Raw genomic sequence first — 24,778 nt, forward strand, 5'->3', positions numbered from 1 at the left:
GCCTCGCACATGCTCGGCTGCTAGGGCGCGCATTATGCCCGTTTCCGCCAAGATCTGCGGTCTCTCGACCACCGCCACGCTCGATGCCGCACTCGCAAGCGGCGCGAGCCATGTCGGCTTCGTCTTCTTTCCGCCATCGCCGCGCAACATGTCGTTCGATCAGGCGGCGGCGCTCGCCGCGCGCGTTCCCGACCATGTCGCGCGCGTCGGCGTGTTCGTCGATCCCGATGACCAGACGATTGCTCGCGCGGCGCAGGCTGCGCGCTTGTCCGCGATCCAGCTCCATCGGACCGCACCCGATCGTGTCGCGCACCTGCGTCGATCCGCCGGCCTCGAAACCTGGGCCGCGATCGCGATCAAGGTCCGCGGCGACCTCGACCAGGCGCGTGAATACGTCGGTGCGGCCGACCGCCTGCTGTTCGATGCCAAGACTCCCGCTGACGCCGCGCTGCCCGGCGGCATGGGCGTCCGCTTCGACTGGTCGCTGATGAACGGCTTTCGCCCGCCGCTGCCCTGGGCGCTCTCGGGCGGGTTGGATGCTGCCAACGTTGCCGAAGCGGTTGAGCGCACCGGCGCCACGCTGGTCGACACCTCGTCGGGGGTCGAGGACGCGCCCGGCGTCAAGAGCGTGGACAAGATCGCCGCCTTCCTTCAATCGGTCCGCCAGCTATGACCCTGACCACCGAACCCGCAACGCCCAACAGTTTCCGCCAGCAGCCCGACAGCCGCGGCCATTTCGGCGATTACGGCGGCCGCTACGTCGCCGAGACGCTGATGCCGCTGATCCTCGAACTCGAACGCGCCTATCGCGCGGCGAAGCAGGATCCGGCGTTCCAGGCGCAGTTCGACGATCTGCTCGAACATTATGTCGGCCGCCCGAGCCCGCTCTACTACGCGGAGCGGCTGACCGAGGCGCTGCGCGCCAGCGCGCCCGAAGGGATGGGGCCGGAAATCTGGTTCAAGCGCGACGAGCTCAATCACACCGGCGCGCACAAGATCAACAATTGCGTCGGGCAGATCCTGCTCGCGCTCCGCATGGGCAAGACCCGCATCATCGCCGAGACCGGTGCCGGCCAGCACGGTGTCGCGACCGCCACCGTCTGCGCGCGCTTCGGCCTGCCGTGCGTCATCTACATGGGCGCAAAGGACGTCGAGCGGCAGGCGCCCAACGTGTTCCGCATGAAGCTGCTCGGCGCCGAGGTCCGCGCGGTCGAGAGCGGCGCGCGCACGCTCAAGGACGCGATGAACGAGGCTCTGCGCGACTGGGTCGCGAACGTTCACGACACCTTCTACATCATCGGCACTGCCGCCGGCCCGCACCCCTATCCCGAACTCGTCCGCGACTTCCAGAGCGTGATCGGGCGCGAGGCGCGCGCGCAGATGCTGTCGCGTACGGGCCGCCTGCCCGACCTGCTCGTCGCCGCGATCGGCGGCGGATCGAACGCGATCGGCTTGTTCCACCCCTTCCTCGACGATGCCGACGTGCAGATGCTCGGCGTCGAGGCAGCGGGCGAAGGGCTTGAGGCGAAGCATGCCGCCAGCCTCGCCGGCGGCTTCCCCGGCGTGCTCCACGGCAACAAGACGTACTTGCTGCAGGACGACGACGGGCAGATCGCGGAAGCGCATTCGATCTCCGCCGGGCTCGATTATCCCGGCATCGGACCCGAGCATGCGTGGTTGAAGGACATCGGCCGAGTCACCTACACCAGCGTCACCGATCGCGAGGCGCTCGACGCCTTCCAGTTGCTGTGCCGTGTCGAAGGCATCATTCCCGCACTTGAACCCTCGCATGCGATCGCAGCGGTTGCCGCCAAGTCAAAGGAAATGCGGGCAGATCAGGTGATCCTCGCCAACCTGTGCGGCCGCGGCGACAAGGACATCTTCACCGTTGCCGAGGCGCTGGGAGTAGCGATCTGATGACGCGCCTTTCCGCCGCCTTCCGTGCCGATCGTCCGGCGCTCGTCACCTTCGTGACCGCAGGCGACCCCGATGTCGCGACCACGCCCGCGATCCTCGACGCGCTGGTCACGGGTGGTGCCGACGTTATTGAGCTCGGCATGCCGTTCACCGACCCGATGGCGGATGGCCCCGCGATCCAGGCGGCCAATATCCGCAGCCTCGACGGCGGCACCTCGACCGCCGATATCCTGCGCATCGCGAGCGGCTTTCGGGACCGCCACCCCGACGTGCCGCTCGTGTTGATGGGCTATGCCAATCCGATGCTGCGCCGCGGCGGCGAGTGGTTCGCCAATGCCGCGCGTGAGGCGGGTGTCGACGGAGTGATCTGCGTCGACATTCCCCCGGAGGAAGACGACGCACTCGGCCCGGCGCTGCGTGCCGCTGGTCTCGACCTGATCCGTCTCGCCACCCCCACCACCGACGTGGCACGGCTGCCAGAGGTCGTGAACGGCGCCTCGGGTTTCCTCTACTACGTCTCGGTTGCGGGCATCACCGGGCTGCAACAAGCCCAGCAGGCCTCGATCGAGCAGGCCGTCGCGCGGTTGAAGCAAGCGACCGACGTACCCGTTGCCGTCGGCTTCGGCATCCGCACCCCCGATCAGGCACGCGCGATCGGTGCGGTCGCCGACGGTGTCGTCGTCGGCTCTGGGATCGTCGAGATCGTCGCGCAGCACGGCTCGCAAGCGCCCGCACACGTCACCACCTATGTTCGCGGTCTGTCCGACGCACTCGCCTCGGCCCGCAAGGAAGCAGTACGATGACTTGGTTGAGCAACGTTCGCAACGCCTTGTCCGCGATCGTTCCCGCGGGCAAGCAGCAGACGCCTGAGAACCTGTGGCACAAGTGCAAGGGTTGCGGGACGATGGTCTTTACCAAGGAGCTGGAGGAGAACCTCCACGTCTGCCCGACCTGCGACCATCACGACCGCATTGGCCCGGCCGAGCGGTTCGCCTACCTCTTTGACGAGGGCACCGCGCACCCGCTCGCCCCGCCCAAGGCGCCTGAGGATCCGCTTAAGTTCCGCGACTCGAAGCGCTACGTCGACCGCCTCAAGGCCGCACGCGCCCACACGGGCGAACAGGACGCCTTCATCAATGCACGCGGCCTGATCCACGGCCGCAAGGTTGTGATCGGCGTGCAGGATTTCGCCTTCATGGGTGGCTCAATGGGCCAGGCCGTGGGTGAAGCCTTCATCCAAGGTGTGGAGGCCGCGATCGCCGACCACGCGCCCTACGTCGTCTTCACCGCATCGGGCGGCGCGCGAATGCAGGAAGGCATCTTGAGCCTCATGCAGATGCCGCGCAGCACCGTCGCAATCCAGATGCTGCACGATGCCGGCCTGCCGTACATCGTCGTGCTGACCGATCCGACCTCGGGCGGCGTCATGGCGGCCTATGCGATGCTCGGCGACATCCACATCGCCGAGCCCAAGGCGACGCTCGCCTTCACCGGTCGCCGCGTGATCGAGAATACGATCCGCGAGAAGCTGCCCGACGATTTCCAGACCAGCGAATATTATCTCGAACACGGGATGATCGACATGGTGGTGCACCGCAAGGACCTGCGCGATCGCCTCGCCAGCGTGATCGGCTACCTATGCGCGGAGCGTAGCGCCGCCGCGTGACACGCCCGCGCGCACCGCGTCGGCTCGGTCCGGCGCGGTGCGCGTCCGACGATCCGACGCTGCTATCCGGACATCGCGTCATGCCCGACCACGCCCGCTCCACCGATTCTGCCGTGCAGGCGCAGCTAGATCGCCTGTGGGCGCTCTCGCCCGGTGCCGATGTGCTCGGGCTCGGGCGCATCACGCAATTGCTCGCGCGGCTCGGTGATCCGCACCGCCACTTGCCGCCCGTCTTTCACGTCGCCGGCACCAACGGCAAGGGATCGACTTGCGCCTTTCTGCGCGCCGCGCTGGAAGCCGCCGGCTACCGCGTCCACGCCTACACCAGCCCGCACCTCGTCCGCTTCAACGAGCGTATCCGCCTCGCCGGCACGTTGATCGACGATACCGCGCTCGCGCCGCTGCTCGCCGAGGTACTGGACGTAGCGGGCGACATTGGCGCGAGCTTCTTCGAGGTGACCACCGCCGCCGCCTTTCTGGCCTTTGCGCGCACCCCCGCCGACGCCTGCGTCATCGAGGTAGGGCTTGGCGGCCGGCTCGACGCGACCAACGTGCTGCCGACCGCCGCCGTGTGCGGCATCGCCGCGCTCGGCATGGATCACGAGGCGTTCCTGGGCGACACGCTGCCGCTGATCGCCGCGGAGAAAGCCGGCATCGCCAAAGCGGGCGTACCGCTGGTCACCATGTCTTACCCGCCGGAGATCGCGGCGGTGATCGCGCAGGTCGCTGCCGCGCACCATGCACCGTTGCTCTCGCAAGGTCAGGCGTGGCACCGCGTGGTCAACACCGCGACGCTGGACTATAGAGATGTAGCCGGCACACTCGCCCTGCCCTTGCCCGCGCTGCACGGACCGCATCAGGCCGACAATCTCGCGCTCGCCACCGCGATGCTGCGGCATCAGCGCGTGCTGGCAGTGCCGGCCGCCGCAATGGCGGACGCCGCCAGCCACGCTTTCTGGCCGGCACGGTTGCAGCGTCTCTCGCCTGGGCCGTTGCTTGCCCCACTGCCGGCAAGCGCGCGCGTGTGGCTGGATGGCGGCCACAATCCATCCGCGGGTGCCGCACTGGCGCAGGCACTGCCACAACTCGGCGTAGCAGGTGAGTTGACTCTAATCCTCGGCATGCTCGCCAACAAAGACCCGTCCGGCTTTCTCGAGCCACTTGCTCCGTTGCTCGGGCAAGTGATCGCGATCCCGGTGCCCGATCACGCGTGCCACGCACCGGCTACCCTGGCCGATGAGGCTGCCAAACTGAGGATCCGATCGACAGCCACGGCAGAAAACGTAAGCGCAGCGCTTAAGAAAGCGGGGCAAGCTCTTCAGATTGCTACGCAAAACGACGTTTTGATCGCCGGTTCGCTATACCTCGCGGGGGATGTACTCGCGCACAACCAATAGCTTCCGACCTGACGCAATAAATGCGATTGACTTGCAATAGCGTAGAACCGAGGATGCGCGAACGAGAAGGAGCCGTTCGCGATGACGATCACTGCCACCCTGTCCGCTTTGCCTCATGTCGCGCCTGTGTGCGACCATGCCCGACTCGTGTTGTTCGCCATCCGCCGCATGGGTGCGCACGGCCTCAGCGACGCACGCGCCGCCCATGGCTTCCTCACCGCCTTCGGTGAAGGATTCTGCCGCCCGCTGACGCTGGCGCGTGCGTTGATGGCGGACGTGGCCGCGACATCGTCGATGCCGATCTCGATCGCGCCGTGCTGCTGCTCACGCATGACCGCGTCGGAGCAGGCGCTGCTGACGATCCTCGCGCGCGTAGAACAGGCCCCGGTCAGCGCGTCGTTGCTCATGGCGGACCTGCTCGGGCATCGCCGTGTCGAAGGCGTTCTAGCCAGCGCCGCCGCGCTCGCCGCGGCCTTCGCCGACGAGGGACGCCCGATCAGCGCCTGAGCATCACGCCGCCGCGCTGTCGCGCGCGTCGCCGGCACCCGCGATTCCGGCGCTGCCGACCGATCGGTCGACCAACCCCGACCGGCTCATCCACCAGAACAGCACCACGCCCGGCAACGCGAGGATCGTCGTCAACAGGTAGAAATTGACGTAGCCGAACCGCTCCACCAGCGCCCCCGCCGTCGTGCCGGTCAGCACGCGTCCCACAATGCTTGCCGCGGCCGAGATCAGCGCATATTGGCTGGCCGTGAAGCGCAGATCGGTCAGTGCCGAAAAATAGGCGATCACTGTCACACCACCGATGCCGCTGGCGAAATTCTCGAACCCGATCGCGCCCGCCATCCCCATGTTCGAGTGCCCTGCTGCTGCGAGCGCCGCGAAGCTCAAGTTCGACACGGCCATCAGCACGAGGCTGACGAGCACCGACCGCTTCATCCCCAATCGCGCATACATGATCCCGCCGACGAACACGCCGGCGAGCAGCGCCCAAAAACCGACGCCGACATCGTACACCGCAATCTCGGTCTTGCTGAACCCGAGGTCGTTGAACAGCAACCGCAGCGTGAGGTTCGCCAGCGTGTCGCCGATCTTGTGAAATAGGATGAACATTAGCACGATAACGGCACCCGGACGGCGGAAAAACTCGGCAAACGGCCCCACGACCGCGCGCGCGAGATCGCCCAGCGGACGACGCCCTGCGACTGCGCGCACCGCCTCGCGGTGGCGTTGCGGCTCGCCCATGATCAATGCGGTGACGACCGCGGGCAAGGCAAAGAGACAGCTCACGAAATAGGCGGTTTCCCAATTCGCCCGATCGGCCACCAGCAACGCCAGCGCGCCCAGCCCGGCCGATCCGATCCGCCAGCCATATTGCCCCATGCCCGCGCCCACACCCAATTGCCGCGGCTCGAGCAATTCGATCCGATAGGCATCGATCACGATGTCGAAGCTCGCCCCCGCGATACCCAGCAGGATTGCGGTGGACGCAGTGTGCGCCAGCGACACGCGCGGGTCGGCCAGGCCCAGGTTGATCGCCGCAGCCATCGTGCACGCTGCCAGCACGATCATCCACGATACACGCTGCCCCAATCGTCCCAGAACCGGCAACCGCACGCCCTCGATCACCCACGCCCACAAAAATTTGAGGTTATACGCCAGGATGACCAAGGCGAAGGCGGTCACGCTTTTCTTCTCGATGCCCGCTTCTGCCAACCGGCTCGCCAGCGTGCTGGTGATCATGGTCAATGCGAAAGCGGACGATATCCCCAGCGCCAGCGAAGCCAGCGGCGCACGCTCGACGTAGGGCCTGATCCCGTCCCACCACGTTCGCCGCCGTGTATCGATCTTGTCCGGCGTCGACGCCATGTCTTGCTCCAGCGTAATGTCGGCCGGACACTAGCGGGAAACGGCTTGGAGGTAAGCCACGATTGCACCCGCCGCGACGCTCCGCTGCATGCAAGATCAACGCGCGCAGAGGCGGATGCTCAACAGCGACGAGCTCGGCACCACCTAAATCAACGTTGGCCATCGCCTACAACAATCCGAGATGGATCATCGGCGTTAATGAGTGTCACGCCGCGGTCGAACGCCGCCTTCACTGGGAAGCGGTCAGGCGATAGGCACGTACAACTCAAAGCCTTGCGGCAAACGCTTGGTAGCCTTGCCCGCCATCGCCGCGTCCACTGCTTCGATCGCGTTGAGCAGGTCGCGCTCAAGAAACGGCTTGGCGAGAAAACCGACCGCTAGCGCGCGCGCCTCGGGCGGACAGGCGCTGGTGACGAACATGACCGGGATCGACCGCTCACTCGCCGCTCGCGCAACCTCTACGCCGCTGCCGTCAGCCAGTTGCACGTCGGCCAGGATCAGGTCGACCTTCTCGGTCGCACTCGCAATTTCACGGCGCGCGTCGGCGACGCGATCGACGGTCGCAATCACCTCATATCCGTGTTCGCGCAGCATCCGTTCGGTGTCGAACGCGATCAGCGGCTCGTCCTCGACGACGAGCAGCCGGGCAATCGATCGCTGCTTTCGTCCGAACAACATGTGTGCGCTTCCATCGTTACGCCCCCACAACGCAAAAGGAAGCTTTCGGTCGCAAATATTTGACAGCATTCGACCATGCGGCGCTAAGGCAGCGCGATGGCCGAAGAACCCGCGATCCCCACGTCCGCGACCCACCGCATCGCCAAGCTGCTCGCCCGCGCCGGCGTCGCCTCGCGCCGCGATGTCGAACGCATGATCGAGGACGGCCGCGTCGCGCTGAACGGCAGCGTGATCGACACGCCCGCCACGCTGCTCGCGACGCTCGACGGCGTCACGGTCGACGGCGTGCCGGTGGCGGAGGCCGAGCCGACACGGCTGTTCCTGTTCCACAAGCCGGCCGGCTACCTGACCGCGGCGCGCGATCCGATGGGCCGCCCGACGATCTACGATCGCCTGCCCGCCGATCTGCCGCGGCTGGTGCCGGTCGGCCGTCTCGACCTCAACACCGAGGGGCTGCTGCTCCTGACGACCGACGGCGAGTTCAAGCGCCAGCTCGAGCTGCCCTCCACCGGCGTGGAGCGCGCCTATCGCGCGCGCGCCTACGGCGATGTGACGCAGGCGCAGCTCGAGGAACTGATCGACGGCGTCGAGATCGACGGCATTCGCTACGGCAGCATCGACGCCAATCTCGAACGCCGCACCGGCGCGAACGTCTGGGTCGAGATGATCCTGACCGAGGGCAAGAACCGCGAGGTCCGCCGCGTGCTCGAACATCTCGGCCTGCAGGTCAGCCGCCTAATCCGCACGCGCTACGGCCCCTTCGTCATGGGCGATCTGCCGGTCGGCGGGATCGGCGAGGTGCGCGGCGCCGACATCGTCGCCTTTCGCCACAGCCTCAAGAACGCGCGCCTCGCGCCCCAACAAGTCGGCACGATCACTGCCACGGCTATTCGTCCCGGCTCGTCCACCCGAGCGACGAGCAGCGCTCAGACCCGTCCCGATGGTGCAACGGCGCGGTCCGACGCGCGCGCGAGTGCCGGGCGCATGCACTCATCGCAAGGCGAAGGCTACGACCCGATCCGCGAACCCACGGTCAGTAACGAGAATCGCAGGCCGACCCGCGGCGCGTTCGGACTACCTTCGGTCCGCGGCAACACCGACGACCGAAGAGCGGGAAGCGGCGTGAGCAACCGCACGGCATCGACCCGTTCTGGCGAGCACGACCGCACGTCACGCACCTCCACCGTCGGCGCGCAACGCCGCGCGGGCGCGTCGCACGGCGTCAACGAACCGGACGGTATCCGCAGCCGGCGCCCGGCTCCGCGCCAAACGCCCGCGCCTCGCGATGCCGCGGACGACTACCAGCCTCGTCCACGTCCCGATCCATCGATACGAGGTGAACGCGGCAGCGATCGCGCCACCTCGCGCAACCGCTCGGGTGCGATCGATCCGACGCACCAGGCACGCCCGTTCCGCAGCCAACCGACCCGCGCCGATCGCGCGTCCACGCCGCGCGGCGACCGCGACGAGCGCTCACGCTCGACCACAGGCCGCACAGGGCCGGAGCGTAGTGGCACATCCCGCTCGGCACCCGGCGAGCGCCCCTCACCGCAACGCGTCAGTCGCGATCAACCGTCGCGTGACGACGCCCGCGGTCGCGCGCAAGCGGCCGAACGCGGCAATCTCGACAGCAAGAGCCGCAAGCCCGCAACCAATCGCGACGACGCGCCAGATGCGCCGCGGCCGCCGCGTCCCGAGCGCAAGCCCGGCTGGGCACGCGCCAAACCGAAGTCTGGTGCGAAACCGGGCACGCGCCCCGGAAAGCCGCGCAAGTGAGGATCATCGCCGGTGACTGGCGCGGTCGCGCGCTGCCCGCGCCCAAGGGCGACACGACCCGCCCGACCGCCGACCGCACGCGCGAAGCGCTGTTCTCAATGCTCGCCAGCCGTGTCGGCAGCTTCGAAGGACTGGCGGTGGCCGATCTGTTCGCGGGCTCGGGCGCGCTCGGGCTGGAGACGCTGTCGCGCGGCGCCGCCTCGTGCCTGTTCGTCGAGCAGGATCGCCCCGCTCTCGACGCGCTGCGCGCCAACATCGCGACGCTCGCCGCCGGCACGCGCGCGACGATACGCGCCGGCTCGGTACTGGCGCTCGGGCCCGCCCCCGCCCCGCTCGATGTGGTGATGATGGACCCGCCTTACGCCTCGGGCGCGGGCGCGGTCGCAGCGGACAAGCTCGCGCGGCTCGGTTGGATCGGCTCCGCGACGTGGCTGACGATCGAAACCGGCCGCGCCGAGCCGGTCGCGCTTGCCGGCTTCACAGTCGATGCGGAGCGCCAGTACGGCCGCGCGCGCCTCACGATCCTGCGACGCGACGCCTGAGCTACACCGCGGGCAGCGTCGCCGGACGCGCCCGCCCTTCGCGCATCAGCAGCAATGCGGCCAAGCTCAGCGTCGACAACACCGCCAGATAACCGCCGACCCACGCCAGCCCGCCGCGCTGCACCAGCCACTGTGCCGCGACCGGCGTCAGCCCGCCGCCGATGATCCCCGCCATGTTGAACGCGAGACTGACGCCGGTGTAGCGCACCCGCGCCGGAAAGAGCCCGGGCAACCATGCCCCGAGCGGCCCGTACACGAACCCCATTACGAACAAGGCGAAGGCGAGACTGGCGAACATCGCCGGGACCGAGCCCGATCCCAGCCCCGGCACCAGCGCGAACCCCGCCACCACCGCACCGACGCAACCCCAGGCGAGCACGTGTCCCGGCGTCGTCCGGTCCGCCCACACGCCCGACAGCGCGATGCCGCCTGCCATGAACAGGATCGCCGTCAATTGCAGCCCCAGGAACGTCTGCGTATCCACGCCCAGCGTCTTGGTCGCGTAACCGAGCGCAAAGGCCGTCGCGATGTAATAGACCGCGAAGCACGCAACTGCGCCGAACGTACCCCCCAGCGCGCATCGCCAGTGATGACGCAACAATTCGCCCATCGGCACCGACGGCGGCGGCCCTTCCTCCACCATCGCAGCAAAAGCAGGCGTTTCGCTGATTTTCAGCCGCACCCACAGCCCCAACCCGACGAGCACCACCGACAACAGGAACGGCACCCGCCATCCCCACGCCATGAACTGCTCGGGCGTCATTACCAACCCGAGCACCAGGAACAGCCCGTTCGCCGCGATGAAGCCGACCGGCGCCCCGAGCTGCGGCACCATGCCGTAGCGCCCACGCTTCCCCGCCGGCGCGTTCTCCACCGCTAGCAACGCCGCCCCGCCCCACTCGCCACCGAGACCGAAGCCCTGGCCGAAGCGCAGCACGCACAACAGGATCGGCGCCAGCAATCCAGCGGTCGCGTAGGTCGGCAGAAACGCGATCAACAATGTCGACCCGCCCATCAGCATCAGGCTCGCGACCAACGTCGACTTGCGCCCGATCCGGTCGCCGTAATGGCCGAACGCCCATGCCCCCACCGGCCGCGCGAAGAACGCCACCGCCAGGCTCGCGTAGGAGGCGAGCAATTGCACCGACGCGTCGCCGCTCGGGAAGAACAACGGCCCGAACACCAGCGACGCGGCCGTCGCGTAGATGTAGAAATCGTAGAACTCGACCGAGGTGCCGACCAGGCTGGCGAGCAGAATGCGGCGGTGCGAGGCGGGACTGGTCATGCCGCGTCATCCAAAGCGCCTAGCCCCGCGTCAACGCACAACATGCCGCCTACCGGCTTTTCCGCGTTCGAGATTGCAGCGCCGGTCACGCAATCGCGCTTGCCTGCAACATCCGCGCAACACATCGCGGCTATGTGACGGACGTCGTCGCTCTCCCCCTGTTGAGCGCTGACGCATGGATCGGGCATTCCCCCTCGCCCGGTTCCTTCCCTGAACTACGGGGCGGCTCCTCGCGGGCCGCCCCGGATTTTACCGGCCCGTGTCGCAATCCGCGCGCGTCAGAACGCGCCGCCCTCCACCAATTGCAGCAGCAGCCAGTAGAGCGCGCCCGACAGCAGCATCGCGACGGGCAGCGTCATCAGCCACGCCGCGGCCAATTGCACCAGCGTGCGCCGCTGCAACCCCATGCCACTCGCCACCGACGCGCCCGCCACACCCGACGACAGGATGTGCGTGGTGGACACGGGCAGGCCGAAGCGATCCGCCGCCAGGATCGTCGCCGCCGCCACCAGTTCGGCGCTGGCGCCCATGCCGTATGTCATGTGTTGCTTGCCGATCTTCTCGCCCACCGTGACGACGATCCGCTTCCACCCGACCATTGTGCCCAGCCCGAGCGCGAGCGCCACCGCCACCTTGACCCACAGCGGAATGTACCGCGTGCCAGCCTCCAGCCGCGCCTGGTAATCCTTCAGCCGGTCGGCTTCGGCCTCGCTCAACCCGGCCTTTGTCGGTTCCTTGGCGATCATCCGCGTTGCGTCGAGGACCAGGTACATGTCATTGCGCAGGTTGGGCGTGGCCGACGCAGGCACGCGGTCGAGCGAGCCGTAGCTCGCCACGCGGCGCGACACGTCCCGCGACAGCGCGATCGCCGCGCCGTAAGCGGCCGGGCTCGTCACCGTGCGCCGCGATACCGCATCGACCAGCACCGCGCGTGCGCGCTCCAGCGGCACCGCAGCCGCCCCGTTGCTCGCCAACACGCGCGATGCCGCAGTCGCGCTGGCGTAAAAGGCCGGTGTCTCGCTCGCGGGCAAGGTGCGGTTGAGCGCATAAGCAGTCGGCGCGCAGCCGATCAGGATCAGCATGATCAGCCCCATGCCCTTCTGCCCGTCGTTCGACCCGTGGCTGAACGACACCGCGGTGCAGGTGAATACCAGCAGCGCGCGGATGCCGCGCGGCGGCGGCGCGTCGCCCTCGGGCGCCTGCATCAGCACCGGGTTACGCGCCACCGCACGCAGCGTGACCAGCATCAGCATCGCCGCGCCGAAGCCGATCAACGGCGCCATCCACAATCCGGTCAGCACCTTGGTCGCCTGGCTCCAATCAACGCCGGCCGTGCCGCCCGGCCCGCGGTGCAGCAGTTGGTTGGCAAGCCCGACGCCCAGCACCGACCCGATCAGCGTGTGGCTCGAAGAATTGGGGAGGCCGACATACCAGGTCGCCAGGTTCCACATGACAGCCGCGAGCAGCAGCGCGAAGATCATCGCGAACCCCGCGCCTGACCCGACGTTCAGGATCAGGTCGAGCGGCAACAAGGTGACGATCGAGTAAGCCACCGCCCCCGACGACAGCATCACGCCCAGGAAGTTGAAGAACCCCGACCACATCACTGCCAGATTGGCCGGCATCGAATTGGTATAGATCACCGTCGCCACCGCATTGGCGGTGTCGTGAAAGCCGTTCACGAACTCGAATCCCAGCGCGATCAGCAGCGCCAGCCCCAGGAACAGGAACACGCCGGTCGCGAGCTGCTCGCCGACTTGCTGCGTGTCGCGAAAGACGCTGACGCCCGCATAGGCGAAACAGGCGACGACCAGCCCAGCGAAGACCAAACGTGCGATCGGATGAGCGGGCCGATCGAGATCGACCGCGCGCGACGATTGCGACGACTCAGTCGGCGCGACGAGGGTGCTTGCCATGCCGTCACCCCTGTTCCCGCCGCGTGACGTTTTGATGACTCGGGTTGCCGCAGCCTCGTTTCGGGACGGCTGAGGCGCGGGGCGCGGGGCGCGACGCGACGGTGTGCCAAACGTCGTCAAGTGGATCGCTGAAAACCAACACCGCCGATCATCTAGCCTCTCGATCACTCCTTCGACCGTTTCGCCTTTGTTCTCGCGGATTGCGCCGCCCGGCAACCCTGCCTACGTGCAGTGGCGTGACCGATACCCAGCTAGCCTCGCCGCCGTACCTCGCCAGCCTCAACGAACCGCAGCGCGATGCCGTGCTCACCACCGACGGCCCGGTGCTCGTCCTCGCGGGTGCCGGCACCGGCAAGACCGCAGCGCTGACTGCCCGGCTCGCGCACCTGCTCTACACCCGCCGCGCCTGGCCGTCGGAGATCCTCTCGGTCACCTTCACCAACAAGGCCGCGCGTGAGATGCGCGAGCGGGTCGGGCGGCTCGTCGGCGACGCGGTCGAGGGGATGCCGTGGCTCGGCACCTTCCACGCGATCGGCGCCAAGATGCTGCGCCGCCACGCCGAGCTCGTTGGGCTGCAATCCAACTTCACCATCCTCGACACCGACGATCAACTCCGCCTGTTAAAACAGTTGATCGTCGCCGCCGACATCGACGAGAAACGCTTTCCCGCGCGCAGCCTCGCCGGGTTGATCGACGAGTGGAAGAACAAGGGCCTGACCCCGCGCGAGGTCGACGCCGGCGAGAGCGAGCGCTACGCCAACGGCCGCGGCGGCGAATTGTACGAACAATATCAATCGCGATTGAAGGCGGTGAACGCCTGCGATTTCGGCGACCTGCTGCTCCACGTCCTCACCATTCTGAAAAGCAATCGCGAGGTGCTGGAGCAATATCAGCAGCGCTTCCGCTACATCATGGTGGACGAATATCAGGACACCAACTCGGTCCAGTACCTCTGGCTGCGCCTGTTGGCGCAGGAGCGCCGCAACATCTGCTGCGTCGGTGACGACGACCAGTCGATCTATTCGTGGCGCGGCGCGCAGGTCGAGAATATCCTCAAGTTCGAGAAGGACTTTCCCGGCGCGAAGGTGATCCGGCTCGAACAGAATTACCGCTCCACCCCGCACATCCTCGGTGCCGCCTCGGGCGTCATCGCCAACAACGGCGGCCGGCTCGGCAAGCAATTGTGGACCGAGCTCGACGCGGGCGAGAAGGTCCGCGTCATCGGTGTGTGGGACGGGCCAGAGGAGGCGCGGCGCGTCTCCGACGAGGTCGAGGCGTGCCAGCGCGCGGGCAAGAGCCTCGACGACGTCGCCATTCTCGTGCGCGCGCAGCACCAGACGCGCGAGTTCGAGGACCGCTTCATCTCGGTTGGCCTGCCCTACCGCATCGTCGGCGGCTTCCGCTTCTACGAGCGCGCCGAGATCCGCGACGCGCTTGCTTACCTACGCATCGTCAACCAGCCCGCCGACGACCTCGCGTTCGAGCGGATCGTCAACGTGCCCAAGCGTGGTCTGGGCGACAAGGCGGTGGCGAAGCTCCACCAGCTCGCGCGTGCCGAGGGACTGCCTCTGAGTCTCGCCGCCGCACGCATCCTCGACAGCGACGAGCTGACGCCGCAGGCACGCAAGTCGCTCGGCCGTTTCGTCGGCGACGTCGCGCGCTGGCGCGACATGGCGCGCGACCTGCCGCATCCCGAACTCGCGCGGCAGTTGCTCGACGAGAGCGGCTACACCGCGATGCTCCAGGCCGAGAAGACGACCGAGGCGGCCGGGCGACTGGAGAACCTGTCCGAGCTCGTCCGCGCGATGGAGGAGTATGAGAACCTCGGCGCGTTCCTCGAACACGTCAGCCTCGTCATGGACAATGAGGCGACGCGCGAGGACCCCAAGATCACGATCATGACGATCCACGCCGCCAAGGGGCTGGAATATGACACCGTGTTCCTCGTCGGCTGGGAGGAAGGGCTGTTCCCGTCGCAGCGCGCGCTCGACGAGGGTGGCACGCGTAGCCTGGAGGAAGAGCGGCGCCTGGCTTACGTCGCGATCACGCGCGCGCGCCGCCGCGCGGTCATCTTCCACGCCGCCAATCGCCGCATCTACGGCCAATGGACCAGCTCGATCCCATCCCGCTTCGTCGGCGAACTGCCGCAGGATCACATCGACAGCAAAACCACGATGTCGGGCGGCGAGAGCTTGTGGCGCGCCAACTGGACCGAGCGCGCCGATCCGTTCGCCGACGTGTCGCGCGGCACCGGCCGCGGCCCCGGCTGGCAGCGCGCGGCCGGCACGCTCAACGGCAAGCCCGGCGGCGAATGGACCAGCCGCACCTTCACGCGCGAGCCCGCCCGCGTGGTGGAGAGCCGCGCCAGTGCGGTCAGCATCGGTAACAAAGGCCGCGGTGACCTGTCGCTCGGCCAGCGCGTGTTCCACCAGAAGTTCGGCTACGGCGCGATCGCGGAGATCGAGGGTAACAAGCTCGAGATCGATTTCGAGCAGGCCGGGCGCAAGCGCGTTATGGACAGCTTCGTCACGCCGAGCTGACGACCGCGGTCATCCCGGGCTCGGCCTGGGATCCCGCTTCTTCCTGTCCTACAAACCTCCTGACCGTTAAGTCTCGCCGCAACCTAAATCGGCCACGGAGGTGCATAGAATGGTCGGCGTCGACGACGCGCGTTGGTGTGACCTTTGTGTGACCTTCCGCGTTGTCGAGGGCGGAGGTGCCCATGTCCGAGACTGCCGAGAAGTCCGATCCCGAGCTGTGGGAGAAGGTAAAGGACGAGATCACCGCCGGCGCAAAGGGCGGCAAGAAAGGCCAATGGTCCGCGCGCAAGGCGCAGATGGCGGTGCAGGAGTATAAGAAGCGCGGCGGCGGCTACGTCGGCGAGCCGGACGAGCACAACTCACTCCACGAATGGACCGAGGAGGATTGGGGCACCAAGTCGGGAAAGGAGAGCGGCAAAACCGGCGAGCGCTACCTGCCCAAGGAAGCCCGCGAGAAGCTGAGCGACGAGGAATATAAGCGCACCACCGCGAAGAAGCGCGCCGACACCAAGAAGGGCAAGCAATTCTCTGCGCAACCAAAGGACGTAGCCGATAAGACCCGGGCAGCGCGCGACCACCGCAGCAAAGCCGATCTCTACGCCGAGGCCAAGAGGCGCGACATTCCAGGTCGCTCAAAGATGTCGAAGGACGAGCTGCTCAGCGCGCTGACTTGAGCCGCACCGCCCCACTCGCCCACAGCGCCCACCAGATGATCAGCGGCTGCAGCGCGAGCCGCGGCGCGTGGTACCAGATCGGCAGGCCCGTTCCGCTAGACAGGTCCTGGATCGCGTGCTGCACGTTCGCCGGCCACACGCACAAGGCATAAGCCGCGAGCGCCCACCCTGCCGCTCGTCGCCAGCGATGGGTCATCAACGCCGTCGCGCCAACCAGCTCACACACACCGGTCGCGATCACGACCATGCGCGGCTGCGGCACCCAGGCCGGTACGATCCGCACCATCGCCGCGGTGAAGTACAAGTGTCCGACGCCCGCTAGCGCGTAGAAGCCGGCGAGCAGCCAGCGCCCCACCCGCCGGCCGCGAGCCTCATTCACTGCTCAATCGCGAGCAGCGTCACCCCATCGTACTTCGCATCCTTCGGCTGGAACAGCTCGCTTGCCGCAAACCGACGCGGGGTCACGCGCAAACCACTCAGCCCGGTCAGCTTGAACGCCCCGATCTTCGCTTCACGCGGCGGCTGACCGTCACGCTCCAGCGTCAACGCGTCCAGGTAGATCTCGCCATGCTTGGTGTAGACGATGTGCGGCGCGAGCGTGACGGTTCCGCGATTGTAGCTGGCTGCGATCGCCTGCTGCTTGACGATCGCCTCGAATACGAGCGGTACGGTATCGGGAACAGCCGCGGCGGGTCGATCCTCAGTCATGGTCAACGTCATTCACCTGTCATAACCGCATCTGCTGCGATGCAGCAATAACGGCCTGCGAAACGGCTGGTTTCCGCCTGCCATCGCAGCGAGCGTCATTTCGTCGCGTCCGGTCCAAACAGCTTCTGCCCGAAATACGTCATCTGCAACGCATTCAACCGCGCACCCTGCTCGATGTCGGCATCGCCCGAGTGACCACCGGCGGTGTCCTCGTAGAACAGGTACGGCAGCCCATATTCCTTCATTCGCGCAGCAAACTTACGTGCGTGCTGCGGTCCGACGCGGTCGTCCTTGGTCGTCGTCCAGATATAAGGCTCGGGGTAGTTCACTCCGCGCTTGAGGTTCTGGTAAGGCGAGATCTTCTCGAGGAATGCACGCTCCTCCGGCACGCTGACGCTGCCATACTCGTCAACCCACGACGCGCCCGCCGCAATCCCTTCATAGCGGATCATGTCGAGCAGCGGCACCTGGATCGCCACTGCCTTCCACAACTCCGGGTGCTGATTGAACTCGACTCCCATCAGCAATCCGCCGTTCGATCCACCGTAGATGCCGAGCTTGGCCGGGCTGGTCAGCCGCCGCGCGAACAGATCGCGCGCGACCGCGGCAAAGTCGTCGTAAATGATCTGCCGCTTGGTCTTGCGCCCCGCGTCGTGCCACGCCGGCCCGAACTCACCGCCTCCGCGAATGTTGGCGAGCACGTAGGCGCCGCCGCGCTCCAGCCACAGCTTGCCGGTGACCGCAGCGTAGCTCGGCGTCATCGACGCCTGAAAGCCGCCATAAGCGGTCATCAGCGTCGGCGTGCTGCCATCCAGTCCCGCATCCTTCGCGTGCACGACGAAGTACGGCACCTTGGTGCCGTCGCTCGACACGGCTTCGAACTGCTCGGACACCAGCTTCGTTGCGTCGAAGCGCGCGGGCAGAGCCTTCACCTGTCTAGGCGCCACGCCTTCGCCTGCCGCGACCGACCACAAGGTCGTCGGCTGAAGAAAGCTGGTGACGCTCAAATATGCATCGTCGCCGTGTTCGGTTGCACTTACCACACCGACCGAGGCATTGTCGGGTAGTGCGAGCTGGCGTTGCGTCCATCCTTTAGCGCCGGGCGTAAACACCAGGGCACGTCCGCGCACATTGTCGTAGATGCTGGCGATCACATGCCCGCGTGTGGTGGTCACGCGGTCGACCGACTGCCGCGCGCTTGGCGCGAACACCAACGTCGGCGTGAAATGCCCCTTCACGACATTTGCCAGCGGCGCGGACGCGATCGCCCCAGCTGGGATCGCACCCCATGGATCGCTGGTCTCGAAGATCACATGTCCGTCGACCATGCCCGTCGCAAAGGTGCGCGCCGGTACGTCGAGCCGAACCAACTTGCCGTCATGCTCGATCAACGTCTCGCCGCCGAAGAAGGTGGGACGGCGCTGGACCAGCACGGCCTCGTTGCCCGCGCCATCCTGCAACACCATGCCGTAGGTACCGAGCTGATCCTCGCGCTTCCCGCGATAAACTTCTTCCGCCTGGGCAAGTGATTGTCCCCGCCGCAATCGCTTGACCACGAACGGATAGCCCGAGTCGGTCATCGTGCCCGCGCCCCAATCGCGGGACACGAGCAGCGTGTCGGCGTCGATCCAGTCGGCTCCCTGCTTGGAGGTCGGCAACACGAAGCCACCAGCCACGAACGCGCCTGTTTCCAGGTCGAACTCGCGGTATGTCACCGCATCCTCGCCGCCCTCGGACAATGCCACCAGGCAACGGCGCTCGTCGGGTTCGAGGCAGGTCAGCCCCTTCCACACCCACTTCTTGTTCTCGGCACCGCTCAGCGCATCAAGGTCGAGCGCGACGGTCCACGCCGGTGCGGCCTGCGCATAGCTCTCCTTGCTCGTCCAGCGCAGCACGCCTTGCGGGTGATCGGCGTCGCGCCAGAAGTTGTAGATGCGCCCGCGCAACTGCATCGGCATGGCGATGCGGTCCTTTGCCGAGGCAATCGCCAGCGCTTCGGCATAGAACTGGCTGTAGCGCAGATCGTTTTGCAGGCGCGGCAGCGTTCGTGCGTTCTCGGCTGCTACCCAGGCGAGCGGTTCGGCCCCGTCCTTGTCCTCCAGCCAGATGTATGGATCATCGCTCTGAGAGGCGGCTCGCGTAGCCTCGGCGGTGGCAGTGTTGGTCATCGCCCTGTTGTGGGTGGCCGCCTGTGCTCCCGCAACCAGTGCCAGCGCTACAAGGATCATTCGTCTGCTCCGTACAACGATCCACGTTCTGTGACGGGGCTGGCGCGACAGCACAATGGATCATGGAATGTGCTCGCACCCACCCAGACAATAAGTCAGCAGGTTACCTCAGTTTGCGCCACCGATCCTGTAATCGGGTGGATCAACTATCCGGCACGTAGTCCGGCCCACGCCAGCCACAGCCACCCCGCAATCAGCAGTGTGCCGCCGATCGGCGTGATCGCGCCGAACCAGCGCGGCGCACCCAAAGCCATCAGGTACAATGTTCCGGCGAAGATGGCCGCTCCAACGACGAACAACCAAGCTGGTCCACGCGCGTCGAGACGCAACGCTACCAGCGCGGCGATAGCGTGGATCAGCTGATATTGACCGCCCGTGCGCAACCACTCGGCAGCATCGCCGCTGGCGCCGTGCGCCCCGAACGCACCCGCGCCTACCGCCAGCGCGCCGGACAGACTCGCGAGCATCATCAACCAGTTCATGTCGTCGCTCCGGTGCCTTGGCTGATCGGCGCGTCACGCTCTGATTGCGTGATGATACGCTCACGTGCCGCGCGAATGTCGCCCGCTTCGATCTGCAACCGCAGCCGTTCACGATCACGTACTCGGTACATGTCCTCGGCGCGGTCGATCTCCTCGTTGGAGATGTGCAACCCTTGCATCGCCGCGCGCGCCATCTTGATCGCCGACTCGAGCACCTCGCGCACGACGTACCGCGCGGCACCGTTCTTGAGCTTGATCAACGCGCGGCGATCGAAGGCACGCACGTACACAGATGCGTGTGGAAACGCTTCGTGCACGCTTTCGAGCCACTCGGCGTCGATCTGATCGCCATCCACGCAGAACAGGATCAGTTCGGCCTCGCTTGCTCCCGCCTGACGCAGCAGATCCAGGCGTGTTCCGTCGCCGAAATAGACCTTGGCGCCGAACTCCGCCGCGATGTCGATCATCTCGATGTCGCGGTCGATCAGCGTCACTGGCACGCCGCTGGCGATCAACATCTGTGCCACCGTCTGACCGAACCGGCCATACCCTACGACCAGCGCGTTGGCACCGTCGGCCCGCGGACCGTCACGCTCGCCGTGGCTGTCGATCGGCGCCTCGCCGAAGCGCCTCGTCGCCATCATCAGAAACGGCGTGCTCGCCATCGACAAGGTGATGATCGCGCCGAACACGCTCGCCGCCTCCGGTGCGATCAGGAAGCCGTTCTGCGCCTGCGTCAGCAGCACGAAGCCGAACTCGCCGCCCTGGCTCAGCAACAGACCAAGCGCGAGCGCCTGCCGCCACTGCATGCCGAAGACGCGCCCGATCGCGAAGATGACCAGCGCCTTGGTCGCGATCAGCGCGCCTGCCATGCCGACGACGAACAACGGACGCTCGGCGATCGTCGCGAGATCGAGCATCATGCCGACGGCGAGGAAGAACAGCCCGAGCAGGATCGAACGGAACGGCTCGATGTCGGTCTCGAGTTCGTGTCGGTACGGGCTGTCCGCCAGCATCACGCCGGCGACGAACGCACCCAGCGCAGTCGACAACCCCAGCAACTCCATTAACGCCGCCGACGCAATCACCGTGAACAATGCCGCGAACACGAACAACTCACGCTCGCCGTGATTGCCGATCCAGCGGAACAACGGCGTCAACACGAAGCGTCCGGCGGCGATCAGGCCACCGATCGCCAGGATCGTGTATAATCCCAGCATCCAACCCGACGGCCCCGTCGCCTGCGCGGGGTTGCGGCTCATCGCGGCAATGATGGTGATCATCGGAATGATCGACAGGTCCTGGAACAACAGGATCGAGAACGCCCGCTCACCGAACGGCGTGCGTAGTCGCCCCGCCGATTGCAGCATCGGCAGCACCTGCGCGGTCGACGACAAGGCGAGCGGCATCCCGAGCGCGAGCGCCGCAGCGATCGAGAAATGCGCGACGAACGCGAGGATCGCCGTGATCGCCGCGCCACAAGCCAGGACCTGCAGCGCCCCGAGCGCGAAGATATCCTCTTTCAGCCGCCACAACTTGGCGGGGCTCAGCTCCAGTCCGACAATGAACAGCAGCATGGTGATACCGAGCTCGGCGAAACCCAATTTGGCCTCGGCATCGCCTACCAGCCCCAACACGTGCGGCCCGACTGTCGCTCCCGCGACCAAATAGCCGAGCGTCGCGCCCAACCCGAGCCGGCGGAACAGGAGTACGAAGGCGAGCGCGAAACCCAGCAGAACGAAGCCGTCTCGCAGCAACGAGCCGCCTGCCGCATGCTCCATCAATCGGCATCCTTCGCGCTGGTCGCGGCCGCTGCCGCCGCTTCAGCCGCGGCCTCGAACGCGAGCCGGATCGATGGGTGACGCGCCGTCAGCTTCAAACCGGGTGTGAAGATGTCGATCCCAGGCCAATCGGGTATCGGCCCGGTTCCTGCGAGCCAGTCGGTGAGCTCATCACGCGCGCGCGCCAACTCCGCCGGCGTGCGCCCGACGACGTGCTGCGCCATCAGCGTCGACGATGCCTGCCCGAGCAGGCACGCCCGCACCAGCGTGCCCACCTGCTCAACGCGGCCGTCCTCGCCCAGCGCCAGGTCGACGGTGACGCGACTGCCGCAGATCGGCGACCGTCGCTCGGCCGAGGCCGCGCCGTCAGCCAGACGCTCCGGATACGGATTGCCGAGCGCCAGCGCTGAAATCTCGGGCGTGTAGAGGTCGAGGCTCACGAAGCATTGCCTTCATCGGACGGTTGCACAGGTTGAAAGCGCGGAGCGAACAACGGCTTGCCGCGTCGGCGGCGGTCGACCACGTCGGCAATCGACGCACTGGTCGCGCTCAGCAGCGGGTAGGTACGTGCCTGTACGATCCAGCCCGGCCGCCGCGAGGGACCGCCGCCGAGCAGATCGAGTACCAGCACGACCAGCAGGAACACCAGGCTGGCGAAGATCAAGCCTTTCAGCGCACCGAAGCCGAACCCGAGCGACCGGTCAATCGGTCCGAGCACCGATGTCCGCGTTCGCGCACTGACCGCATTAACGACGATACGGCTGAGCAAGTAGGTGCCGCCGGTCAGGATCGCGAACGCCAGGATCGTCGCACCCGATGCGGTGCCGATCGTCGGCGCTAACGTGCGCGACAGCGGCAGGTGGAAGATCTTGAGCGCGAAGATCATCGCAACCCACGCAAACAGCGCGAGCACTTCCGCCACGAAGCCGCGCTTCGCACCGAGCAGCGCTGTGGCCGCCACCAGCAGCAGCACCGCGATATCAAGACCGTGAAGGTTCATCACCTGTTAGATACGGCCTGCGCGTGCCACGCGCTAGATAGCGCCGAGGCTGCACTATCCGCGCCCGAGCATGTGGTCGACGAAGCTGGCGAGATTGCGAAAACTCGACAGCCGCACCGAAGCGGCGTCGGTCACGCCCGTCGGCACCATCGCGCGGGTGAACCCTAGCTTGCCCGCTTCCTTCAACCGCAACGGCGCGTGCGCAACCGGTCGGATCTCGCCTGACAAGGCGATTTCACCGAAGGCGACCCCGTCGGAGGCGACCGGCCGTTCACTCAACGCCGAAATGAGCGCGGCCGCGACCGCCAGATCGGCGGCCGGATCCTGCACGCGATAGCCGCCGGCGACGTTCAGATAAACTTCGCAGGTCGAGAAGCTCAGCCCGCAGCGCGCTTCCAGCACCGCCAGGATCATCGCCAAGCGCCCCGAGTCCCAACCGACCACCGCGCGCCGCGGCGTCGCCCCGCTCGCCAGCCGTACCACCAGCGCCTGTATTTCGACCAGCACCGGCCGCGTGCCCTCCAGCGCGGGAAACACGATTGATCCCGTCACGCTCTCGTCGCGCTGGGTCAGGAACAGGCTGGAAGGATTGGCCACCTCGACCAGCCCCTCGCCCGCCATGGCGAACACGCCGATCTCGTCGGTGCCGCCGAAGCGGTTCTTGATCGCGCGCAGGATACGATATTGATGGCTGCGCTCCCCCTCGAAGCTCAGCACGGTGTCGACCATATGCTCCAGCACCCGCGGTCCGGCGATCGAACCGTCCTTGGTCACGTGGCCGACCAGGATCACCGCAGTGCCGCGTTCCTTGGCGAAACGGATCAACTCCTGCGCGGTCGCGCGTACCTGGCTGACCGTGCCCGGCGCGCCTTCGATCAGGTCGGAATGCATCGTCTGGATCGAGTCGATCACCAGCAGTGCCGGCGACGTTCCCTGACCAAGCGTCGTTAAGATGTCGCGCGTCGACGTGGCGGCGGCGAGCTGCACCGGCGCGTCACCCAGTCCCAGTCGCTGCGCGCGCAATCGCACCTGGTCGGCCGCTTCCTCACCTGACACATAAGCCACGTTGCGCCCCGCACGCGCCAGTCGCGCCGCGGCCTGCAACAGCAGCGTCGACTTGCCCACCCCCGGATCGCCTCCGATCAAGGTGGCGGAGCCGGCCACCAACCCGCCACCGAGCGCTCGGTCAAATTCTGGTATGCCGAAGGTCATCCGTTCAGGCAGCGCGATCTCGGCATCGAGCGCTACCAGCGTCAATGCACGCCCGCCGGATTGCAGATTATGCTTGGCCTGGAAGGGTGTAACGACCGCTGACGCTTCCTCGACCAGCGTGTTCCACTCATTGCAATCGGCGCATTGTCCCTGCCATCGGTGCGACACCGACCCGCAGGACTGACAAACGTAACGTCGCTGTGCTTTTGCCATGCCCGTAGCCTAGCACAATGAGAACGATAGGGGAACGTTGGGGTGTAGCGCAGGCAGTTGCAGAGCGGATCGGAAGCCTAATCGGCTGAGCAACGGGGGCACGCCGTTCATCTGCCAGTCGGAACCCGTTCGTTACGGTCACGTTTCTCAATCGATATCAACCGCGTGAGAGCAGAACATGAAGCGTTACGAGTTATTCGCCGCCGTCGCGGCAGCTGGCCTGATCCCGTCGGTCGCCTCGGCCCAAACCGCCCCGACGACCGCACCCGCAGGTGCGCAGGCATCCGCAACGGCGAGCGTGGCGACCGGTGCCACCGTGTACGACACCAGCGGCGGTGTCGTGGGAACGGTTGCGAGCACCGACGGCACGAATGCTGTGATCGACACCGGCACCAACAAGGCCGCAGTGCCGCTCACCTCGCTCGGCAAGGGTGCACAGGGCCCCGTGTTGGCGATGACGAAGGCGCAGCTCGACGCCGCCGCGGGTGCACAGCAGCAGCAGGCGAGTGCCGCCTTCCGCTCACAACTCGTCACCGGTGCGAGCGTCTACGGCTCGGGCGGGACGAAGCTCGGCACGATCAAGGCAGTCGACACGAGCATGGTGACGCTGACCACCGACAAGGGTGACGCCAAGCTGCCGATCGCCGGCTTCGGTCCGGGGCCGCAGGGCGTCACGATCGGAATGACCGCAGCGCAGCTGTCCGCAGCGATGGGTGCCGGGACACCGGGCGACAGCGCAGACGCGTCGGCCACCACCACCGGTGACGCCGCGACCTCGACGCCGGGGACGAATGACAATGCGTCGACCACGCCGCCGGGCGCCACGACGAGCACGACCAAGAAGATCAAGCCGCGTAAGTAAACTGACGGGTCTGCCTGCCACGTGCAGGC

The 24,778-nt window shown here is 66.8% G+C and carries 23 protein-coding genes; 11 read left to right on the plus strand and 12 right to left on the minus strand.

The window, feature by feature from the left end:
• Positions 1-34 precede the first annotated feature (34 nt).
• The 6 genes from HRV97_RS04880 (at position 35) to HRV97_RS04905 (ending at position 5,487) form a co-directional block, all read left to right on the plus strand.
• Positions 35-673 (plus strand): phosphoribosylanthranilate isomerase, encoded by a 639-nt coding sequence (locus tag HRV97_RS04880; RefSeq protein ID WP_174192492.1) that lies wholly within the window; start codon positions 35-37, stop codon positions 671-673.
• A complete protein-coding gene (trpB, locus tag HRV97_RS04885) occupies positions 670-1,917 on the plus strand; it encodes a tryptophan synthase subunit beta (protein WP_174192493.1) in 1,248 nt (415 codons plus the stop codon). Before HRV97_RS04880 ends, trpB begins: the two co-directional genes overlap by 4 nt.
• On the plus strand, positions 1,917-2,720 hold the full coding sequence (gene trpA / locus HRV97_RS04890) for a tryptophan synthase subunit alpha (protein ID WP_174192494.1): 804 nt from the start codon (positions 1,917-1,919) through the stop codon (positions 2,718-2,720). The genes trpB and trpA overlap by 1 nt, the downstream gene beginning before the upstream one ends.
• Entirely contained in the window at positions 2,717-3,583 is an 867-nt protein-coding gene (gene accD / locus HRV97_RS04895) for an acetyl-CoA carboxylase, carboxyltransferase subunit beta (protein ID WP_174192495.1), read from the plus strand. The genes trpA and accD overlap by 4 nt, the downstream gene beginning before the upstream one ends.
• Before the next feature lie 80 nt (positions 3,584-3,663).
• Complete coding sequence (locus tag HRV97_RS04900; protein ID WP_174192496.1) at positions 3,664-4,980, plus strand: bifunctional folylpolyglutamate synthase/dihydrofolate synthase; 1,317 nt, start codon at positions 3,664-3,666, stop codon at positions 4,978-4,980.
• Between the two features lie 81 nt (positions 4,981-5,061).
• A complete protein-coding gene (locus HRV97_RS04905; protein WP_174192497.1) occupies positions 5,062-5,487 on the plus strand; it encodes a DUF6628 family protein in 426 nt (141 codons plus the stop codon).
• Positions 5,488-5,490: 3 nt separating this feature from the next.
• On the opposite strand, the gene HRV97_RS04910 is transcribed toward HRV97_RS04905, so the two are convergent.
• Both HRV97_RS04910 and HRV97_RS04915 read right to left on the minus strand, forming a co-directional pair.
• Positions 5,491-6,852: an AmpG family muropeptide MFS transporter gene (locus HRV97_RS04910; protein ID WP_174192498.1), complete on the minus strand. Its 1,362-nt coding sequence runs from the start codon at positions 6,850-6,852 to the stop codon at positions 5,491-5,493.
• 243 nt (positions 6,853-7,095) lie between these two features.
• Positions 7,096-7,530, minus strand: a complete 435-nt coding sequence (locus tag HRV97_RS04915) for a response regulator (protein ID WP_174192499.1) — start codon at positions 7,528-7,530, stop codon at positions 7,096-7,098.
• 96 nt (positions 7,531-7,626) lie between these two features.
• On the opposite strand from HRV97_RS04915, the gene HRV97_RS17345 reads away from it, so the two are divergent.
• Both HRV97_RS17345 and rsmD read left to right on the plus strand, forming a co-directional pair.
• The gene (locus HRV97_RS17345; RefSeq protein ID WP_246248514.1) at positions 7,627-9,306 is read left to right on the plus strand and encodes a pseudouridine synthase; all 1,680 of its coding nucleotides are present in this window, start codon (positions 7,627-7,629) and stop codon (positions 9,304-9,306) included.
• Positions 9,303-9,848, plus strand: a complete 546-nt coding sequence (rsmD, locus tag HRV97_RS04925) for a 16S rRNA (guanine(966)-N(2))-methyltransferase RsmD (protein WP_174192500.1) — start codon at positions 9,303-9,305, stop codon at positions 9,846-9,848. Before HRV97_RS17345 ends, rsmD begins: the two co-directional genes overlap by 4 nt.
• 1 nt (position 9,849) lies before the next feature.
• Here rsmD and HRV97_RS04930 read toward each other — a convergent pair whose 3' ends face one another.
• Both HRV97_RS04930 and HRV97_RS04935 read right to left on the minus strand, forming a co-directional pair.
• Complete coding sequence (locus HRV97_RS04930) at positions 9,850-11,133, minus strand: MFS transporter (RefSeq protein WP_174192501.1); 1,284 nt, start codon at positions 11,131-11,133, stop codon at positions 9,850-9,852.
• Between the two features lie 278 nt (positions 11,134-11,411).
• The gene (locus HRV97_RS04935) at positions 11,412-13,049 is read right to left on the minus strand and encodes an inorganic phosphate transporter (RefSeq protein WP_174192502.1); all 1,638 of its coding nucleotides are present in this window, start codon (positions 13,047-13,049) and stop codon (positions 11,412-11,414) included.
• 236 nt (positions 13,050-13,285) lie between these two features.
• Between HRV97_RS04935 and HRV97_RS04940 the strand changes: the two genes are divergently transcribed.
• Positions 13,286-15,589 (plus strand): UvrD-helicase domain-containing protein, encoded by a 2,304-nt coding sequence (locus HRV97_RS04940; RefSeq protein ID WP_174192503.1) that lies wholly within the window; start codon positions 13,286-13,288, stop codon positions 15,587-15,589.
• Between the two features lie 182 nt (positions 15,590-15,771).
• A complete protein-coding gene (locus tag HRV97_RS04945; protein ID WP_174192504.1) occupies positions 15,772-16,263 on the plus strand; it encodes a hypothetical protein in 492 nt (163 codons plus the stop codon).
• Here HRV97_RS04945 and HRV97_RS04950 read toward each other — a convergent pair.
• The 8 genes from HRV97_RS04950 to radA all read right to left on the minus strand — a co-directional run bounded on the left by HRV97_RS04950 (position 16,247) and on the right by radA (position 23,887).
• Positions 16,247-16,642: a DoxX family membrane protein gene (locus HRV97_RS04950; protein ID WP_174192505.1), complete on the minus strand. Its 396-nt coding sequence runs from the start codon at positions 16,640-16,642 to the stop codon at positions 16,247-16,249. The genes HRV97_RS04945 and HRV97_RS04950 overlap by 17 nt on opposite strands.
• Positions 16,639-16,971 (minus strand): hypothetical protein, encoded by a 333-nt coding sequence (locus HRV97_RS04955; protein WP_246248515.1) that lies wholly within the window; start codon positions 16,969-16,971, stop codon positions 16,639-16,641. The genes HRV97_RS04950 and HRV97_RS04955 overlap by 4 nt, the downstream gene beginning before the upstream one ends.
• Before the next feature lie 95 nt (positions 16,972-17,066).
• On the minus strand, positions 17,067-19,199 hold the full coding sequence (locus tag HRV97_RS04960) for a prolyl oligopeptidase family serine peptidase (RefSeq protein ID WP_174192507.1): 2,133 nt from the start codon (positions 19,197-19,199) through the stop codon (positions 17,067-17,069).
• A gap of 146 nt (positions 19,200-19,345) precedes the next feature.
• On the minus strand, positions 19,346-19,681 hold the full coding sequence (locus HRV97_RS04965; RefSeq protein WP_174192508.1) for a DUF423 domain-containing protein: 336 nt from the start codon (positions 19,679-19,681) through the stop codon (positions 19,346-19,348).
• The gene (locus HRV97_RS04970) at positions 19,678-21,462 is read right to left on the minus strand and encodes a cation:proton antiporter domain-containing protein (protein ID WP_174192509.1); all 1,785 of its coding nucleotides are present in this window, start codon (positions 21,460-21,462) and stop codon (positions 19,678-19,680) included. Before HRV97_RS04970 ends, HRV97_RS04965 begins: the two co-directional genes overlap by 4 nt.
• Positions 21,462-21,902 carry an iron-sulfur cluster assembly scaffold protein gene (locus HRV97_RS04975; protein WP_174192510.1) on the minus strand — a complete coding sequence of 147 codons (441 nt, stop codon included), beginning with the start codon at positions 21,900-21,902 and terminating at the stop codon, positions 21,462-21,464. Before HRV97_RS04975 ends, HRV97_RS04970 begins: the two co-directional genes overlap by 1 nt.
• Positions 21,899-22,462: a CvpA family protein gene (locus tag HRV97_RS04980; RefSeq protein WP_174192511.1), complete on the minus strand. Its 564-nt coding sequence runs from the start codon at positions 22,460-22,462 to the stop codon at positions 21,899-21,901. Before HRV97_RS04980 ends, HRV97_RS04975 begins: the two co-directional genes overlap by 4 nt.
• 54 nt (positions 22,463-22,516) lie before the next feature.
• Positions 22,517-23,887 (minus strand): DNA repair protein RadA, encoded by a 1,371-nt coding sequence (radA, locus tag HRV97_RS04985; protein ID WP_174192512.1) that lies wholly within the window; start codon positions 23,885-23,887, stop codon positions 22,517-22,519.
• A 178-nt stretch (positions 23,888-24,065) separates the two neighbouring features.
• On the opposite strand from radA, the gene HRV97_RS04990 reads away from it, so the two are divergent.
• Entirely contained in the window at positions 24,066-24,749 is a 684-nt protein-coding gene (locus HRV97_RS04990; protein WP_174192513.1) for a hypothetical protein, read from the plus strand.
• Positions 24,750-24,778: the final 29 nt, after the last annotated feature.

The sequence above is a fragment of the Sphingomonas hominis genome (genome assembly GCF_013328205.1).
Lineage (GTDB): Bacteria > Pseudomonadota > Alphaproteobacteria > Sphingomonadales > Sphingomonadaceae > Sphingomonas > Sphingomonas hominis.

What these genes read in the sequence shown, in the direction of transcription:
- HRV97_RS04945 (WP_174192504.1), top strand. Translation starts at nt 15,772, where the DNA reads ATGTCCGAGACTGCCGAGAAGTCCGATCCCGAGCTGTGGGAGAAGGTA.
- trpA (WP_174192494.1), top strand. Translation starts at nt 1,917, where the DNA reads ATGACGCGCCTTTCCGCCGCCTTCCGTGCCGATCGTCCGGCGCTCGTC.
- radA (WP_174192512.1), bottom strand. Translation starts at nt 23,887, where the DNA reads ATGGCAAAAGCACAGCGACGTTACGTTTGTCAGTCCTGCGGGTCGGTG.
- HRV97_RS04980 (WP_174192511.1), bottom strand. Translation starts at nt 22,462, where the DNA reads ATGAACCTTCACGGTCTTGATATCGCGGTGCTGCTGCTGGTGGCGGCC.
- HRV97_RS04900 (WP_174192496.1), top strand. Translation starts at nt 3,664, where the DNA reads ATGCCCGACCACGCCCGCTCCACCGATTCTGCCGTGCAGGCGCAGCTA.
- HRV97_RS04905 (WP_174192497.1), top strand. Translation starts at nt 5,062, where the DNA reads ATGACGATCACTGCCACCCTGTCCGCTTTGCCTCATGTCGCGCCTGTG.
- HRV97_RS04910 (WP_174192498.1), bottom strand. Translation starts at nt 6,852, where the DNA reads ATGGCGTCGACGCCGGACAAGATCGATACACGGCGGCGAACGTGGTGG.
- HRV97_RS04955 (WP_246248515.1), bottom strand. Translation starts at nt 16,971, where the DNA reads ATGACTGAGGATCGACCCGCCGCGGCTGTTCCCGATACCGTACCGCTC.
- HRV97_RS04970 (WP_174192509.1), bottom strand. Translation starts at nt 21,462, where the DNA reads ATGGAGCATGCGGCAGGCGGCTCGTTGCTGCGAGACGGCTTCGTTCTG.
- HRV97_RS04915 (WP_174192499.1), bottom strand. Translation starts at nt 7,530, where the DNA reads ATGTTGTTCGGACGAAAGCAGCGATCGATTGCCCGGCTGCTCGTCGTC.
- HRV97_RS04930 (WP_174192501.1), bottom strand. Translation starts at nt 11,133, where the DNA reads ATGACCAGTCCCGCCTCGCACCGCCGCATTCTGCTCGCCAGCCTGGTC.
- HRV97_RS04880 (WP_174192492.1), top strand. Translation starts at nt 35, where the DNA reads ATGCCCGTTTCCGCCAAGATCTGCGGTCTCTCGACCACCGCCACGCTC.
- HRV97_RS17345 (WP_246248514.1), top strand. Translation starts at nt 7,627, where the DNA reads ATGGCCGAAGAACCCGCGATCCCCACGTCCGCGACCCACCGCATCGCC.
- HRV97_RS04960 (WP_174192507.1), bottom strand. Translation starts at nt 19,199, where the DNA reads ATGATCCTTGTAGCGCTGGCACTGGTTGCGGGAGCACAGGCGGCCACC.
- accD (WP_174192495.1), top strand. Translation starts at nt 2,717, where the DNA reads ATGACTTGGTTGAGCAACGTTCGCAACGCCTTGTCCGCGATCGTTCCC.
- HRV97_RS04990 (WP_174192513.1), top strand. Translation starts at nt 24,066, where the DNA reads ATGAAGCGTTACGAGTTATTCGCCGCCGTCGCGGCAGCTGGCCTGATC.
- HRV97_RS04965 (WP_174192508.1), bottom strand. Translation starts at nt 19,681, where the DNA reads ATGAACTGGTTGATGATGCTCGCGAGTCTGTCCGGCGCGCTGGCGGTA.
- trpB (WP_174192493.1), top strand. Translation starts at nt 670, where the DNA reads ATGACCCTGACCACCGAACCCGCAACGCCCAACAGTTTCCGCCAGCAG.
- HRV97_RS04935 (WP_174192502.1), bottom strand. Translation starts at nt 13,049, where the DNA reads ATGGCAAGCACCCTCGTCGCGCCGACTGAGTCGTCGCAATCGTCGCGC.